Here is a 16,821-nt window from a genome sequence, read left to right on the forward strand (position 1 = left end):
CGGGGCGTCCTTCTGTGGGACTCGCCTTAGAACTATTTTATTTCGCCACTGAGTTCGGCATGGACTATTTACAAAATTCCAAAAAGCAAAAAACCCGTCACATTACTGTAACGGGTTTCTCTTAATTAAATCCTGGTAATGTCGTAGTGCCACAGCGGTGGAAAGCCACATAGCAAATGCTACACGATTATTAACCTTGTCGTCACTTAGTGTGCAGAGTTCTACTAATTTCAAAAAGCAAAAAACCCGTCACATTGCTGTAACGGGTTTCTTTTAATTAAATCCTGGTAATGTCCTACTTTCACATAGCAAATGCTACACTATCATCGGCGCTGTTTCGTTTCACTACTGAGTTCGGCATGGAGTCAGGTGGGTCCAAAACGCTATTGTCACCAAGAAAATTCTTTTCAATTTTCTTATTTTAATTATTAAGATTAAAGTCCTTCGACTGAATTTGAAGCCTGGTAATGTCCTACTTTCACATAGCAAATGCTACACTATCATCGGCGCTGTTTCGTTTCACTACTGAGTTCGGCATGGAGTCAGGTGGGTCCAAAACGCTATTGTCACCAAGAAAATTCTTTTCAATTTTCTTATTTTAATTATTAAGATTAAAGTCCTTCGACTGAATTTGAAGCCTGGTAATGTCCTACTTTCACATAGCAAATGCTACACTATCATCGGCGCTGTTTCGTTTCACTACTGAGTTCGGCATGGAGTCAGGTGGGTCCAAAACGCTATTGTCACCAAGCAAATATGGTGCAAAGAATTAATGACAAGCACGTAGTGCTACCATTTTCTTTGCGCAAGGTGCTTCAACTTTAACGCTACGCGCTAAGAGTCACCTCTTGAATTTGGAAAATATCTGATAATATTTTTTAAGTCTTTCTAAGTAATATCTACTTTAGTTATATTAACTTCTTCGCTTGTTTCACTATCACATAAAACGCGTTTGGCGTTGTATGGTTAAGCCTCACGGGTAATTAGTACAAGTTAGCTTAATGGCTCACACCACTTCCACATCTTGCCTATCAACGTTGTAGTCTTCAACGGCCCTTCAGAGACTTTAAAAGTCTAGTGAGAACTCATCTCGAGGCCTGCTTCGCGCTTAGATGCTTTCAGCGCTTATCAGTTCCGAACGTAGCTACCGGGCAATGCCATTGGCATGACAACCCGAACACCAGCGGTTCGTTCACTCCGGTCCTCTCGTACTAGGAGCAACCCCTCTCAATTCTCAAACGCCCACGGCAGATAGGGACCGAACTGTCTCACGACGTTCTAAACCCAGCTCGCGTACCACTTTAAATGGCGAACAGCCATACCCTTGGGACCGACTTCAGCCCCAGGATGTGATGAGCCGACATCGAGGTGCCAAACACCGCCGTCGATATGAACTCTTGGGCGGTATCAGCCTGTTATCCCCGGAGTACCTTTTATCCGTTGAGCGATGGCCCTTCCATTCAGAACCACCGGATCACTATGACCTACTTTCGTACCTGCTCGACGTGTCTGTCTCGCAGTTAAGCTGGCTTCTACCATTACACTAACCGTACGATGTCCGACCGTACTTAGCCAACCTTCGTGCTCCTCCGTTACTCTTTAGGAGGAGACCGCCCCAGTCAAACTACCCACCAGGCACTGTCCGTAACCCCGATTCAGGGGCCAACGTTAGAACATCAAAACTACAAGGGTGGTATTTCAAGGTTGACTCCAACAAAACTAGCGTCTCATCTTCAAAGTCTCCCACCTATCCTACACATGTAGGTTCAATGTTCAGTGCCAAGCTGTAGTAAAGGTTCACGGGGTCTTTCCGTCTAGCCGCGGGTACACAGCATCTTCACTGCGATTTCAATTTCACTGAGTCTCGGGTGGAGACAGCGTGGCCATGGTTACACCATTCGTGCAGGTCGGAACTTACCCGACAAGGAATTTCGCTACCTTAGGACCGTTATAGTTACGGCCGCCGTTTACCGGGGCTTCGATCAAGAGCTTCTCCCTAAGGATAACCCCATCAATTAACCTTCCGGCACCGGGCAGGTGTCACACCGTATACGTCATCTTGCGATTTTGCACAGTGCTGTGTTTTTAATAAACAGTCCCAGCCACCTGGTCACTGCGGCTCCCGTCCGCTTAGAGAGCAAGTCTCATCACAGATAGGAGCGTACCTTCTCCCGAAGTTACGGTACGATTTTGCCTAGTTCCTTCACCCGAGTTCTCTCAAGCGCCTTAGTATTCTCTACCTGACCACCTGTGTCGGTTTGGGGTACGATTCCATATAATCTGAAGCTTAGAGGCTTTTCCTGGAAGTATGGCATCAGCAACTTCATCACCGTAGTGACTCGTCTCGTGTCTCAGGTTTAGTGTTCGTCCGGATTTACCTAAACAAACGCCCTACTCACTTTCACATAGACTACCAACGCTATGCTTGCTTAGCCTGCTCCGTCCCCCCATCGCAATTATATCGAGTACAGAAATATTAATCTGTTTCCCATCGACTACGCCTTTCGGCCTCGCCTTAGGGGTCGACTTACCCTACCCTGATTAACATGGGATAGGAACCCTTGGTCTTCCGGCGTGGGAGTTTTTCACTCCCATTATCGTTACTCATGTCAGCATTCGCACTTCTGATACGTCCAGCATACCTCCCGGTACACCTTCAACCGCTTACAGAACGCTCCCCTACCACTCAGAATAAATTCTGAATCCGCAGCTTCGGTGCATAGTTTAGCCCCGTTACATCTTCCGCGCAGACCGACTCGACCAGTGAGCTATTACGCTTTCTTTAAAGGATGGCTGCTTCTAAGCCAACCTCCTGGCTGTCTGGGCCTTTCCACATCGTTTCCCACTTAACTATGACTTTGGGACCTTAGCTGGCGGTCTGGGTTGTTTCCCTCTTCACGACGGACGTTAGCACCCGCCGTGTGTCTCCCGGATATTACTTTACGGTATTCGGAGTTTGCAAAGGGTTGGTAAGTCGGGATGACCCCCTAGCCTTAACAGTGCTCTACCCCCGTAAGTATTCGTCCGAGGCTCTACCTAAATAGATTTCGGGGAGAACCAGCTATCTCCCGGTTTGATTAGCCTTTCACTCCTAGCCACAGGTCATCCCCTAACTTTTCAACGTTAGTGGGTTCGGTCCTCCAGTTGATGTTACTCAACCTTCAACCTGCCCATGGCTAGATCACCGGGTTTCGGGTCTATACCTTGCAACTAGTCGCCCAGTTAAGACTCGGTTTCCCTACGGCTACCCTATTCGGTTAACCTCGCTACAAAATATAAGTCGCTGACCCATTATACAAAAGGTACGCAGTCACCCAACAAGTGGGCTCCTACTGCTTGTACGTACACGGTTTCAGGTTCTATTTCACTCCCCTCACAGGGGTTCTTTTCGCCTTTCCCTCACGGTACTGGTTCACTATCGGTCAGTTGGGAGTATTTAGCCTTAGATGATGGTCCACCTATATTCAGTCAAAGTTTCACGTGCTCCGACCTACTCGATTTCACTTAAAATGTCTTTTCATGTACGGGACTATCACCCTGTATCGTGGCGCTTTCCAGCAGCCTTCCATTAACACATAATAAGCTTAAGGGCTGTTCCGATTTCGCTCGCCGCTACTTTCGGAATCTCGGTTGATTTCTTTTCCTACGGGTACTTAGATGTTTCAGTTCTCCGCGTTCGCCTCGTTAACCTATGTATTCAGTTAACGATACCTGCAAGCAGGTGGGTTTCCCCATTCGGAAATCCTAGTCTCAAGCGCTTTTTACTAGCTTGACTAGGCTTATCGCAAGTTAATACGTCCTTCATCGCCTCCAACTGCCAAGGCATCCACCGTGTACGCTTAGTCACTTAACCATACAACCCAAACGGGTCTTTGTTTTGTGACAGTTTAACTTCGCCAGAAGTCAATATTGAATACTAAAGTAGATACCAATCAATCAACTCATAAGAGTTAACTAAATGGCACTCAATGGTACTGCTACCATTGTTTTTTTTACTTTTGAAAACTCTTGATAAATACACTGTATTCATCAGAATTTTATTATCAGCTTTTCCAAATTTTTAAAGAGCATATTAATTAGTTATTCCGAAGAACAAGCACTAATTAACAATCATCTGTGTGGACACTACGAACAAATAAGTTCTAAATCGTATAAGGAGGTGATCCAGCCCCAGGTTCCCCTAGGGCTACCTTGTTACGACTTCACCCCAGTCATGAATCACTCCGTGGTAAACGTCCTCCCGAGGGTTAGACTATCTACTTCTGGAGCAACCCACTCCCATGGTGTGACGGGCGGTGTGTACAAGGCCCGGGAACGTATTCACCGCGTCATTCTGATACGCGATTACTAGCGATTCCGACTTCATGGAGTCGAGTTGCAGACTCCAATCCGGACTACGACGCACTTTAAGTGATTCGCTTACCTTCGCAGGTTCGCAGCACTCTGTATGCGCCATTGTAGCACGTGTGTAGCCCTACACGTAAGGGCCATGATGACTTGACGTCGTCCCCACCTTCCTCCGGTTTATCACCGGCAGTCTCCTTAGAGTTCTCAGCATTACCTGCTAGCAACTAAGGATAGGGGTTGCGCTCGTTGCGGGACTTAACCCAACATCTCACAACACGAGCTGACGACAGCCATGCAGCACCTGTATCAGAGCTCCCGAAGGCACCAAACCATCTCTGGTAAGTTCTCTGTATGTCAAGTGTAGGTAAGGTTCTTCGCGTTGCATCGAATTAAACCACATGCTCCACCGCTTGTGCGGGCCCCCGTCAATTCATTTGAGTTTTAACCTTGCGGCCGTACTCCCCAGGCGGTCTACTTAATGCGTTAGCTTTGAAAAACAGAACCGAGGCTCCGAGCTTCTAGTAGACATCGTTTACGGCGTGGACTACCGGGGTATCTAATCCCGTTTGCTCCCCACGCTTTCGTACATGAGCGTCAGTGTTGACCCAGGTGGCTGCCTTCGCCATCGGTATTCCTTCAGATCTCTACGCATTTCACCGCTACACCTGAAATTCTACCACCCTCTATCACACTCTAGTTTGCCAGTTCGAAATGCAGTTCCCAGGTTGAGCCCGGGGCTTTCACATCTCGCTTAACAAACCGCCTGCGTACGCTTTACGCCCAGTAATTCCGATTAACGCTCGCACCCTCCGTATTACCGCGGCTGCTGGCACGGAGTTAGCCGGTGCTTCTTCTGTCAGTAACGTCACAGCTAACGGGTATTAACCGTTAACCTTTCCTCCTGACTGAAAGTGCTTTACAACCCGAAGGCCTTCTTCACACACGCGGCATGGCTGCATCAGGCTTGCGCCCATTGTGCAATATTCCCCACTGCTGCCTCCCGTAGGAGTCTGGGCCGTGTCTCAGTCCCAGTGTGGCTGATCATCCTCTCAAACCAGCTAGGGATCGTCGCCTTGGTGAGCCATTACCTCACCAACTAGCTAATCCCACTTGGGCCAATCTAAAGGCGAGAGCCGAAGCCCCCTTTGGTCCGTAGACATTATGCGGTATTAGCAGTCGTTTCCAACTGTTGTCCCCCACCTCAAGGCATGTTCCCAAGCATTACTCACCCGTCCGCCGCTCGTCAGCAAAGTAGCAAGCTACTTTCTGTTACCGCTCGACTTGCATGTGTTAGGCCTGCCGCCAGCGTTCAATCTGAGCCATGATCAAACTCTTCAATTAAAAAGTTTTATGTCTTTCGACAGCTCAATGAATTCTGAATTTTTTAATATCTTTCGATATTGAATTGACTGTGCCGAATAATTACCGAAATAACTATTCTGTTGGTCACTCAGTTTTCAATTGAGACTCTAATTTGTTTGCCTCGCTACCTAAGTAGTTTGGCTGTTAGAACTCAATCTGTACGAGTGCCCACACAGATGATTGCTTTATATTGTTAAAGAACGTTTTGAGTCGCTTTAGCGTCTCAAGGGATGCGAATAATACACCCTTTATTTTTCGAGTCAATACTTAGTTTTAAACTTTCTTTTTAGAAGATTCAAAACCGAAGTTTTATTTAACTCTCTGAGTAGTTCGTGCCTCGCTATGCGTTTGCCTTTCCCGTCTCAGTGGGGTCGCATTATAGGGAGCGGCGGATTTTACGCAAGCGTTATTTGCATAAAATAGTAATTAAAATTAAGCCCCAAGCAAGCGCACACGATAAGCACAAGTTACCCACAAAACCCTGTTGATAACTCTTGTTTTTACATAGCTAAACCATACTAAAGCTTTTAATTAAAACCCTAAAAATACAAAAAGCACCTTATATAGGTGCTTCTCAAAAGTAATAGTTATTAGAATCTAGGGTCTGTTTATCTTTCAAGGTTAAATTTACAGCAGCCTGTTTGGTATTCAGGCAAGGCAGAGCCTATGTAGTGTGGTTACTCCCCATAAATAGGCGATAACGTAGCATTAATGCCAAACAGCCGCTGCCCAAAGGGTTCTTTCTAGGGGCTATTTACTCTTTGTTACTCGGTTTTTACTTATTCTTACATGGATGTAAGCCAGTAGGGTAACGCAGGAGCAGTTACCGAGCCCACTAGGTTACAAATCTCGCGCCGCGATTAAACAACCCCTAGTTTGAACAAATTTAATCCGCAAAGAGCAACAGACCCTAGTATAAAATACTATATAACTTGCGACGATACTTAGCTGCGAGTGCGTCGCCATCAGGTAAAGAGGCAATAATGGCTAAAAAGCTTGGTTTTGCTTCGTTGAAATTCAGATCTTTTTGCAGCACTTTAAATAGTACATCCAATGCTTCTTCTTTTCTGCCTGCTTCATTGAGTAAAATACTGAGCTCTTCTTTTAATTCTAGGTCATTTGGGTACTTTTCTACTTGTTGTTGCTTTTCTTTAATCTCTGGTGAATCTTTTGCTTCAAGCGCGGCTTCGCATTTTGCTTTTATATTATTAAAGTAAGCATCTTGCTCTTGTGCATCTATTGTATTTATAAGCGCTTGCGCTTCATCTACCTTGTGAATTTGAATACATATGTCTGCTAGCACTAATTTGATACGTGCATTCCCGCTGTCTATTTCATAAGCTTGCTTTGCATAATTAAATGCAGCATTTAAATCTGACTTTAATAACGCTTGCTTTGCTTGTTCTAACAGTAAGTCTTGTTGCGCAGGTAAATGCTTTGCTAGGGCTTCGCGTATTTGTACTTCGCTTTGAACACCTGCAAGTAAATCTACTGGTGCAGAGTCTTTTAATAATACAAGCGTAGGCAGTGTTTGAAGACCAACTTGTTGCGCAAGTTGAGAAGCGAGTGCTTGCTCTGCATCGCAATCTAGGTTTGCTACTACTATATGGCTTGCATATTCTGCTGCTACTTTATCTAAAATTGCAGCCTGTCCGATGCAGTCAGGACTTTGAGGAGAGAAAAAGTTAAGCAACACCAATTTTTGTTGTGATGTTTCACCGAGTACTTGTTGAAGGTTTTGCGCATTAATACTAACTATGTTGCTCATTGAATTGATTGCCATATTCGTCTATTTAGGTTTTTATATGGTGGTGAACATAATAATTACAAGTCATATACCTAAATCACTCGGTATACATATTCAACAATAAGGGAAAATATGAAATTAACTTACCTAAGTGCAATACTTTTATTAGCAAGCTCATTAGTACAAGCAAATGGACTCGATCTGAATTTAAGCAAAGCCATGCCAGCTATTGAAAAGTTTTACCTCGATTTACACCAATCCCCAGAGCTCTCTTATCACGAACAAGAAACAGGTAAAAAGATAGCAGATAGATTAACTCAGCTGGGTTTTAAAGTAACAAGTAATGTAGGTGGCTTTGGTGTAGTTGGTATTTATAAAAATGGTGAGGGGCCGACAGTAATGATCCGTACTGATACCGATGGCTTACCTATAATAGAGCAGACAGGAAAGTCCTATGCCTCAAAAGTTAAAGTAACAGACGAGCACGGTGCAAAAGTAGGTGTAATGCACGGCTGTGGCCACGATATCCACATGAGTTCTTTTATTGGAACTGCAGAGCAGTTAATTACTCATAAAAAACAGTGGCAAGGTACATTAATGATGATTGCACAGCCTGCAGAAGAAGTAGGTGGGGGTGCTAAAGCGATGCTAAGCGAAGGACTATTTAGTAAATATGCAAAACCTGATCATATAATTGCTTTACATGTAAGCGCTAGCGTCCCCGCTGGTAAGATATCAATGAAAAATGAATACACGATGGCAAGTGTAGATTCTGTCGATATTACAATTAAAGGTAAAGGTGGTCATGGTGCTTATCCGCATACAACTATAGACCCAGTGGTTATAGCTTCACGCACTGTACTTGCTCTACAAACAATCACAAGCCGAGAGCTTTCACCGCTTGAGCCTTCTGTTATTACAGTGGGGTCTATTCATGGTGGTTCAAAACATAATGTGATTTCGGATGAAGTAAAATTACAACTCACTCTCAGAAGCTATAACCCCGATGTAAGAAGCGCTCAAATAGCTGCTATCAAACGTATTACAGCTGGGATAGCACAAAGCGCTGGATTGGATGAATCAAACTACCCTGTAGTATATGTACATGAAGATGAATCGATTCCATCTACTTATAATAACCCTGCACAAACAGACATTGTTAGAAACTCTATTGCCAGCGCAATTGGCGATACTAATGTACTTGAAACACAAGCTGTAATGGCGGGTGAAGATTTTGGCCTATACGGACGCACCGATGAAAACATCCCTATTACCTTATTTTGGCTAGGTGGCGTAAACCAAGCACAATATGCAGATTCGATAAAAACAGGTGAGGTACTCCCTTCCCTACACTCTAGTAAATTTGCACCAGATTATAAAGTTGCTATCCCTACCGGAATAAAAGCAATGAGTAACGCTGTTGTTGCCTTATTTAATAAGTAACCTGAGTTCAGGTTAAGTAATACCAATTCAACATTAAGCAATATGGTTTAATAAAATGGCTCTGTTGCTAACTAGCAACAGAGCTTTTTTTATAACTCGACTTTTTAAAGGTCGCTTTTCCACCTCGTTTAGCAAAACGTTTTTTAGGTGAGGTTTTTGGTAACTTCGCAAATGCATTGCTATCGCAGTTTGCTGCTAATTGAACAAACCCATTTAGGTCAGCAAGTAAAGGCTGTAAAAATTGCTGATAACTCATTGCCTGCTGTGCAATATCACCTAAGCTCGACTCCCACTTTGCGGTTAAATCAGGACTCGCTAAACCTTGTGGTAATACGCTAATAAGAGCAAGTCCCGTTTCGGTCGCTCTAATTGACTTACCTTCACGTTTTAAAAAACGCCGCTTAAATAGCAACTCGATTATTCCCGCACGTGTTGCCTCCGTACCTAAACCATCAGTGTCTTTTAATACTTTTTTAATTTGTGGATCTTTAACATAACGGCTAATGCCCGTCATCGCAGCCAATAATGTGGCATCGGTAAAATAAGCAGGGGGCGACGTATGCTTTTCGACTACTTCGCCTTTATCGCAAAAAAGAGGCATACCTTTTGTTAAAGGAGGTAGCGAGGCTTCATCTTTTAATTCAGATTTACCCATTAACACCTTAAAACCCAAGCTTACATCTTGCTTTGCATTTGCCTTAAAAAGCCCACCAGCAATAATTACCTCAGCTTTAGTTTCGTTATATATATAGTCGGGATAAAACTGAATTAAGTAATGACGGCTTATTAATTGATATACCTTTGCTTCGTCACCGCTCAAACTCGCTGACTTTAACTGTTTAGCCGTAGGCACAATGGCATGATGGGCAGCCACTTTTGAATCGTTAAAACATTTACTACGCTTTTTTACATCAGCCCCGTTTACTAATTCACTGCTTTGCCCACCATTAGCACTTATTGCCTTAAAAATAGCAGATGCTTCTTGATGGTGATCTTTGGGTAAATAACGATTATCTGAGCGTGGGTAAGTAATTAGTTTATGACGTTCGTAAAGTATTTGGCAAATATCCAATACTTTTTGAGCTGGCATACCAAATGCTTTAGCGGCATCTATTTGCAGAGCAGATAAATTATAAGGTAATGGAGCACTTTGCTTTTTTTGTTTTTGGTCGAGTGAAGTAAGCTCAGCACTTTGCTTTGTAATGCGTGAAGCAACATTTTCTGCAAGAGCTTTGTTAAGTATTCGCCCTTCTTCATCTTGATGTGGCTCACATGCTTTGCTTGGAACCCACTTAGCTATGAATGGTTGATTATCTGGAGTAAACAAATGCGCCAATACATCGTAAAAAGGCTTAGATACAAAATTCGCTATTTCGTTATCTCTATTAACAACAAGACCTAAAATAGGGGTTTGAACCCGCCCTACCGAAAGCACATTACCAAATCCTGCTTTTTGCCCAGCTAATGTATATGCACGCGTTAAATTCATACCAAATAACCAATCCGCACGAGAGCGCGCTAAAGCAGATACACTTAACGGAATAAAATCTCGATTAGAACGCATAACGCCCAGTGATTTTTTTACCGCAGATAAATTTAAATCACTAATGAGTAAACGTTGCGTACTTTGCTTTTTAGCCTGACTTATTTTAGCTTCTTCTATTACTTGGTCAACCAGAAGCTGGCCTTCGCGGTCTGGATCGCCAGCATGAATAAGTTGCGAAGCTTGTTTAATTAATTTTTTTAAAACAGTGAGCTGTTTGCGAGTTTTGGTTTTGGCTTTTAACTTCCACTGCTCAGGTATTATAGGTAAGTGATCAAACTGCCACTTTTTAAAGCGCTCATCATAATCATCAGGCTCTGCTTGTTCTAGCAAATGCCCAATACACCACGAGACACAATCACCGTTAGCAACTTCTATATAGCCATCGTGTTTTTTATGTGGTTTTGGTAACGCATCAGCAATAGCGCGTCCAAGTGAAGGTTTTTCTGCAATGTAGAGTTTCATAGCTTGCTCACCACTGTTTATATAAACAGTAGTCTAGCACATTAGTTTAAAGCTATAAATTTTATTGTTCGTTTGATGCAATATTGCGCTTGTTACTTAAGAAATAAACTAGCGGTAGGTAACAAACAACAACGGTACCAATATTAATGAAAGGCAATAAGGTTTTATAAATATATGTACTATAAGAAAGATCCCATAGATGGCGATCAACCAACCTAAATAGCTGTAAAATAGGGGCACTTATAACAACTAGTTGACCGATAACACACTGCCACAAATAAATTTTGTCTTTTATTCCTAAATAGGCGATCAAAGCCATCCAAGCAAGATCATTAAATGCCCAAATAACGTAACGATATATATAAGTACTGCTATCGAACTCTTTTAAATAGTCGTTGATCAACGCTCCATAAAAAAAAAATACAGCAGTAACCAACACAAAGCGTAATGCAAGGTGATCTTTGCGTAGGTAAAACACAAAAATAGCAGGGCTTAATATAAAAACCCAGCTACTCTCGAGTAACCTAGAAATACTTTCAAACCATTCAGGCAAAATATTACACTCAGCCTATTTTTTATCAGGTTCTTTATCATCATTATCGTCATTACCACCGCCATTACCTGGCATATAACTAAATTTATCGATATTCTTCATGGCTGACTCCGTTACATTTGTTATTGAAAGCTTACTTTATGATAAATAAACGTATTTGCCAAGTAAAGTTACCTAACATCAATAGGTGCTGACTCTTTTGCCTTACCTTGTAAAATAGAAATCTCTACACGCCTGTTACGACGGCGGTCTTCATCTGTATCATTTGGTACAAGAGGTCTTGTTTCAGCTCGCCCAACAACCATCATCCGAGTTTTGTCAAAGCCTTGTACTTTTTGTAATTCACTTGCAACAGCCACAGCACGTTTAGATGATAAATCCCAATTATTAACATACAGTTCATTCGACACCTGAAAATCATCGGTATGCCCTGAAACTGTAATCTCTCCTGGCACATCTTTTAAAAGAACACCGATATCTTGAATTATAGGTTTAAACTTAGGTTGTAAAAATGCACTACCTGAAGGAAAGGAACCGTTTTCTCTAATACGAATAATTATTTGCTGCCCTAAAGACTCAAGCTCTATTGCACCATCAATAATTTGCTTTTCAAGCTGCTGCGCGATTTTTTTAACAAGCTCGTTTGTTTGTTCTTGATCCGCTGCTGAAATAGCCTGCTCTGAAGATTTTTCCTGCGAAGTGCTCCGAGACTCACCACCACGTTTATCACCTCGTTGTTCTTGCCTGCCGCCAGCTGAACTTTCATCACCGGCTTGAAATTCAAGCATTTGCTGAGTCATTTCTACGGTTTGCTGCTGAATAGTTTCAATTGGTGTAGGTTCTGGTTTACCTGGCGTAAACTCCATTGCAATAACCGAGGTACCTTTGGGAATATCTTTTACTTCTATTTTGTTTTGTACACCGAAAGCAAACTTCATCGAGCCTGCTATTTGTTTAAATTTAAGTACATCCATTTCAGAAAATGCAAGCAAGAGTACAAAAAAGCACATCAGTAAAGACATTAAGTCGGCAAAGGTCCCCATCCAAGCAGGTAAACCAGGAGGCGGACATTTACACTCTTGCTCAGACATGGTTACTCCTCAGTATCAACTTTACGTTTTGATTCAGCTAAGTAGTTCTTCAAAATACCTTCAATCACTTTTGGATTTTGACCATCTTGGATACCTAAAACTGCATCTAAAATCAAACGTTGATTCATCGCCTCTTCGTCTTTACGAAGTTCCAATTTAACTTGAATAGGGATAGCCACTACGTTTGCTAAAAAGGCACCGTATAAGGTAGTTAATAGTGCAACAGCCATTGAAGGACCAATTGATTTTGGATCGTCCATATTCGATAACATAGCAACTAAACCAATAAGCGTACCAATCATACCCATTGCAGGAGCAATATCGGCCATCGCTTTAAATAAGCCTGCGCCCATTTCATGTCGTGTTGAAGTTAAAGTGATATCTTTTTGTAAGGTCGCTCTAACAACGTCAGCATCGTGACCATCAACTAGCATATCTACACCTTTACGCATAAATTGATTTGGTATTTCAGCTTCCTCAAGCGCCAGAAAACCGCCCTTTCGAGCTGAATCTGCAAGTTCAACCGCTTTTTCAATTAACTCTTCCGGCGATTCAATTTTAAACATGAAAGCTTTAGCGGCAACTTTACCTATCCCAAAAAATTGTCCCATGGTGTAATTAGATAAAACTATAAATATAGAGCCACCAAATACAATTACCACTGAAGGGGTATTGTAAAACATGGCCATTTCACCACTACTACTCATAAACATGGACATGACAATTAAGCCAATTGCGCCAAGGATCCCTATTATGGTTGCTAAATCCACATTACCTCCAGAGGTTTCATGCACTAAGGCCTTATTGTAAAACTTTTATTATTAACTGCTTATCGGCAACATGCTAAATTGCTTGAGTCATATATGAAAATAAACATAAAAAACAATTCCAAGATTATTTTTAAACAAAGTTACAATGTTAATATAACGATTAATCATTTAAATGATATCAGTATGACCGTAATTAAGGCTTTATTAATCCACATAAAGTAACATTTAGCCGTAATAGAAGAAAAAAACATATCATTCTTTGACCTAGTTTAGCATTCCCCCTAAAATTGGCTCCTAAATTTATCAAGTAAGCTGAAATAAGATGGCGACTAAAAAACCTGAAAACTTAAGTTTCGAAGAAGCACTAGAAGAATTATCAATAATTGTTAGTGATATGGAACAAGGTGATTTATCGCTTGAGCAGTCATTGAAGCAGTTTGAACGCGGTATTGCTCTAGCTAACGCTTCATCTGGTAAACTCAAGCAAGCAGAACAAAAGGTATCTATTTTAATGGGTAATGGCGATAAATCAGTACTTACAAACTTTGATAATGATATGGAATAGCGGTGAGCATTAAAGAACATATTGAGCGTGCTCAAATAGACGTTGCATCAGCACTAAACCTTTATTTTGAACAAGCACTTGATAGTGATAGAGCAATAAAAGAAGCAACTCATTACAGTTTGTTTAATGGTGGAAAAAGGCTGCGCCCATTTTTAGTCTACGCAACAGGCAAAATATTAGGGGCAGACAAAAAAGATTTAGATATATTAGCAGCAGCTATTGAATGCATACACAGTTACTCGCTAGTACATGATGACTTACCTGCTATGGATGACGACGATCTGCGTCGTGGTCGACCAACTTGTCATATAGTTTATGGTGAAGCCCAAGCAATTTTAGCCGGCGATGCTCTTCAAACTTTAGCTTTTGAACTAATTGCTAAACATAGTTTTAACTGCTCTGCTCAAACACAGGTAAAAATGATAGCGGCACTCGCCCACGCATCAGGCCTTGAAGGAATGGTTTCAGGTCAAGGTTTAGATATTGCAGCCACTGATAAAATAATTACAGTACAAGAACTTGAGCGAATACATAAGCTAAAAACTGGCGCACTTATTAATTGCGCAATTACACTTGGTGCACTGTGCAGCGAAAATGTTGATGAACAAACCTTAGAAAACTTAAGCGTTTTTGGGTATGCTATAGGGCTTGCATTTCAAGTACACGACGACATTTTAGATGTTGAAGGCGATACGGTTACTTTAGGTAAACCACAAGGCTCCGATATTGCCGCGAATAAAGCGACATACCCTGCGTTATTAGGTATGCTAGGCGCTAAAGAAAAGGCACAAAACTTAATACAACAAGCCCATGAAGCGTTGGCAAATATAGATGCAGACACCACACTTCTTGCATCGCTGGCAAATTACCTAATTGAGCGTGACCACTAATTATTACTCATACGTATTGCAATTAACACTGACATTATTACTCAACATTAATTATTCGTAAAAGCTTTGGATTAATTAATGTTAGCGAAGGATATATATAAAACCATGACACTTGATAGTAGCAAGTATCCATTACTTAATTTGGTTGACGAGCCAGCCCAATTGCGTGATTTAGCGCAAGATAAACTCCCTGCATTTAGCAATGAGCTGCGCGATTATTTACTCAACTCAGTATCGCAAAGTAGCGGTCATCTAGCGTCTGGTTTAGGGACGGTTGAACTAACCGTTGCGCTGCATTATGTTTATAACACTCCAGACGATCGCCTAGTTTGGGATGTGGGTCATCAAGCTTATCCACATAAAATCCTTACAGGTCGTCGCGACCAAATGCACACTATTCGCCAAAAAGACGGTTTACACCCTTTTCCTTTTCGCGATGAAAGCCAATACGATACGTTTAGCGTAGGTCATTCAAGCACCTCTATTTCAGCCGCTTTAGGTATGTCTATTGCCGCCCAAAAAGAAGGCAAAGGTCGAAAATCTGTAGCCATTATCGGTGACGGAGCAATAACCGCAGGCATGGCATTTGAAGCGATGAATCATTTAGGTGATGTAAAATCAGACATGCTTATTATTTTAAATGATAACGAAATGTCGATTTCTGAAAATGTTGGCGCCTTAACAAATCACTTTGCCCGAATTTTATCAGGTAGCTTTTACACTAACATTCGTGAAGGTAGCAAAAAGTTACTCTCAGGCGTGCCTCCGGTAAAGCAACTTGCCAGTAAAATGGAAGAGCATATTAAAGGCATGATGATCCCAGGTACCTTCTTTGAAGAATTAGGCCTAAATTACATCGGCCCAATTGATGGTCACGATGTAAACATGCTTGTAGATACATTACGTAATATGCGTAATTTAAAAGGTCCGCAACTTTTACATATAAAAACGCAAAAAGGTAAGGGTTATAAACCAGCTGAAGCCGATCCGATTGGCTATCATGGCGTACCAAAATTTGACCCAAGCACAACTAGCTTACCTAAATCTAAACCTAGTGCAGCTACTTTTTCAAAAGTATTTGGCGATTGGTTATGCGATATGGCAGAGCAAGACAGCAATTTAATGGCGATTACGCCAGCAATGCGCGAAGGCTCAGGTATGGTGCGTTTTTCTAAAGAATTCCCTGACCAGTATTTTGATGTGGCCATTGCAGAGCAGCATGCTGTTACTTTAGCTGCTGGTTTTGCCTGTGAAGGTTTAAAGCCTGTTGTGGCTATTTACTCAAGCTTTTTACAACGTGCATATGACCAATTAATACATGATGTTGCACTGCAAAACTTACCTGTATTATTTGCCATTGACCGGGCAGGCATTGTTGGAGCCGATGGTGAAACTCACCAAGGTGCGTACGATTTAAGCTTTATGCGCTGTATTCCAAATATGGTCATTATGGCACCAAGCGACACTAACGAGTGTCGCCAAATGCTATACACCGGTTATAAAGCAAACTGCCCTGTTGCAGTTCGTTATCCTCGAGGTAGCGCAGGTACTGCAGACATTGAAAGCACTATGCAATTGCTTGAAATAGGCAAAGCAAATACGGTTAAACAAGGCAGAAAGATTGCCATTTTATCATTCGGTACATTACTTGAAAACGCACAGCTTGCCGCAAATGAATTAGATGCAACGCTTGTTAATATGCGTTTTATTAAACCACTTGATACTGCACTTTTAAATGAGCTTGCTACTAGCCACGATGTAATTGTTACGCTTGAAGATAACGCGATTGCTGGCGGTGCCGGCTCTGCAGTTAACGAATACTTCGCAACGCAAAAAGCTGATATTAATATCCTTAACTTAGGTATTCCTGATGAGTTTATTAAACACGGCACGCAAGATGAAATGCACGATGAAATGGGATTAGGCGAGCAAGGAATATTAACCGCGATTAAAACGTTTATTAATTAACTTCTATACATTTAAATGTAGAGCACATTAAAAAAGGAGCCTAGGCTCCTTTTTTAATGTCAAATATTACCCATCAG

At 41.9% G+C, this 16,821-nt stretch carries 9 protein-coding genes and 5 rRNA genes; 4 read left to right on the forward strand and 10 right to left on the reverse strand.

What is annotated here, in order from left to right; all coding sequences use genetic code 11:
- Positions 1-282: 282 nt before the first annotated feature.
- The 6 genes from rrf (D172_RS14260) to D172_RS14285 form a co-directional block, all read right to left on the reverse strand.
- Positions 283-397 (reverse strand): 5S ribosomal RNA (gene rrf, locus D172_RS14260).
- Positions 398-459: 62 nt separating this feature from the next.
- Positions 460-574, reverse strand: a 5S ribosomal RNA gene (gene rrf, locus D172_RS14265).
- 62 nt (positions 575-636) lie between these two features.
- Positions 637-751 (reverse strand): 5S ribosomal RNA (gene rrf, locus D172_RS14270).
- 211 nt (positions 752-962) lie between these two features.
- Positions 963-3,853, reverse strand: a 23S ribosomal RNA gene (locus D172_RS14275).
- Between the two features lie 299 nt (positions 3,854-4,152).
- Positions 4,153-5,688: ribosomal RNA gene (locus D172_RS14280) — 16S ribosomal RNA — on the reverse strand.
- The 16S, 23S and 5S rRNA genes sit together here, the layout of an rRNA operon.
- Positions 5,689-6,619: 931 nt before the next feature.
- Positions 6,620-7,477, reverse strand: a complete 858-nt coding sequence (locus tag D172_RS14285; protein ID WP_007377456.1) for a tetratricopeptide repeat protein — start codon at positions 7,475-7,477, stop codon at positions 6,620-6,622.
- A gap of 111 nt (positions 7,478-7,588) precedes the next feature.
- On the opposite strand from D172_RS14285, the gene D172_RS14290 reads away from it, so the two are divergent.
- Positions 7,589-8,899: a M20 metallopeptidase family protein gene (locus D172_RS14290; RefSeq protein ID WP_007377457.1), complete on the forward strand. Its 1,311-nt coding sequence runs from the start codon at positions 7,589-7,591 to the stop codon at positions 8,897-8,899.
- Between the two features lie 67 nt (positions 8,900-8,966).
- Here D172_RS14290 and D172_RS14295 read toward each other — a convergent pair whose 3' ends face one another.
- The 4 genes from D172_RS14295 to pomA all read right to left on the reverse strand — a co-directional run bounded on the left by D172_RS14295 (position 8,967) and on the right by pomA (position 13,321).
- Entirely contained in the window at positions 8,967-10,907 is a 1,941-nt protein-coding gene (locus D172_RS14295) for a DNA topoisomerase III (protein WP_007377458.1), read from the reverse strand.
- Between the two features lie 61 nt (positions 10,908-10,968).
- Positions 10,969-11,460, reverse strand: coding sequence for a hypothetical protein (locus D172_RS14300; RefSeq protein ID WP_007377459.1), 492 nt, complete (start codon positions 11,458-11,460; stop codon positions 10,969-10,971).
- Between the two features lie 170 nt (positions 11,461-11,630).
- Positions 11,631-12,551 carry a flagellar motor protein MotB gene (locus D172_RS14305; protein ID WP_007377460.1) on the reverse strand — a complete coding sequence of 307 codons (921 nt, stop codon included), beginning with the start codon at positions 12,549-12,551 and terminating at the stop codon, positions 11,631-11,633.
- A 2-nt stretch (positions 12,552-12,553) separates the two neighbouring features.
- Complete coding sequence (pomA, locus tag D172_RS14310) at positions 12,554-13,321, reverse strand: flagellar motor protein PomA (protein WP_007377461.1); 768 nt, start codon at positions 13,319-13,321, stop codon at positions 12,554-12,556.
- A 322-nt stretch (positions 13,322-13,643) separates the two neighbouring features.
- Here pomA and D172_RS14315 point away from each other — a divergent pair, with 322 nt between their 5' ends.
- From D172_RS14315 to dxs, 3 genes are all read left to right on the forward strand, one after another.
- Entirely contained in the window at positions 13,644-13,886 is a 243-nt protein-coding gene (locus tag D172_RS14315; protein WP_007377462.1) for an exodeoxyribonuclease VII small subunit, read from the forward strand.
- Positions 13,887-13,888: 2 nt separating this feature from the next.
- A complete protein-coding gene (ispA, locus tag D172_RS14320; RefSeq protein ID WP_007377463.1) occupies positions 13,889-14,776 on the forward strand; it encodes a (2E,6E)-farnesyl diphosphate synthase in 888 nt (295 codons plus the stop codon).
- Between the two features lie 105 nt (positions 14,777-14,881).
- Positions 14,882-16,744: a 1-deoxy-D-xylulose-5-phosphate synthase gene (gene dxs / locus D172_RS14325; RefSeq protein WP_007377464.1), complete on the forward strand. Its 1,863-nt coding sequence runs from the start codon at positions 14,882-14,884 to the stop codon at positions 16,742-16,744.
- The last annotated feature ends 77 nt before the right edge of the window (positions 16,745-16,821 follow it).

Origin of the sequence: Pseudoalteromonas sp. Bsw20308, from assembly GCF_000310105.2 — a bacterium.
Classification (GTDB): Bacteria; Pseudomonadota; Gammaproteobacteria; order Enterobacterales; family Alteromonadaceae; genus Pseudoalteromonas; species Pseudoalteromonas fuliginea.

Excerpts from the sequence above, each read along its gene's own strand:
- D172_RS14285 (WP_007377456.1), bottom strand. The coding sequence starts at position 7,477 with ATGAGCAACATAGTTAGTATTAATGCGCAAAACCTTCAACAAGTACTC.
- D172_RS14290 (WP_007377457.1), top strand. The coding sequence starts at position 7,589 with ATGAAATTAACTTACCTAAGTGCAATACTTTTATTAGCAAGCTCATTA.
- D172_RS14295 (WP_007377458.1), bottom strand. The coding sequence starts at position 10,907 with ATGAAACTCTACATTGCAGAAAAACCTTCACTTGGACGCGCTATTGCT.
- D172_RS14305 (WP_007377460.1), bottom strand. The coding sequence starts at position 12,551 with ATGTCTGAGCAAGAGTGTAAATGTCCGCCTCCTGGTTTACCTGCTTGG.
- D172_RS14315 (WP_007377462.1), top strand. The coding sequence starts at position 13,644 with ATGGCGACTAAAAAACCTGAAAACTTAAGTTTCGAAGAAGCACTAGAA.
- dxs (WP_007377464.1), top strand. The coding sequence starts at position 14,882 with ATGACACTTGATAGTAGCAAGTATCCATTACTTAATTTGGTTGACGAG.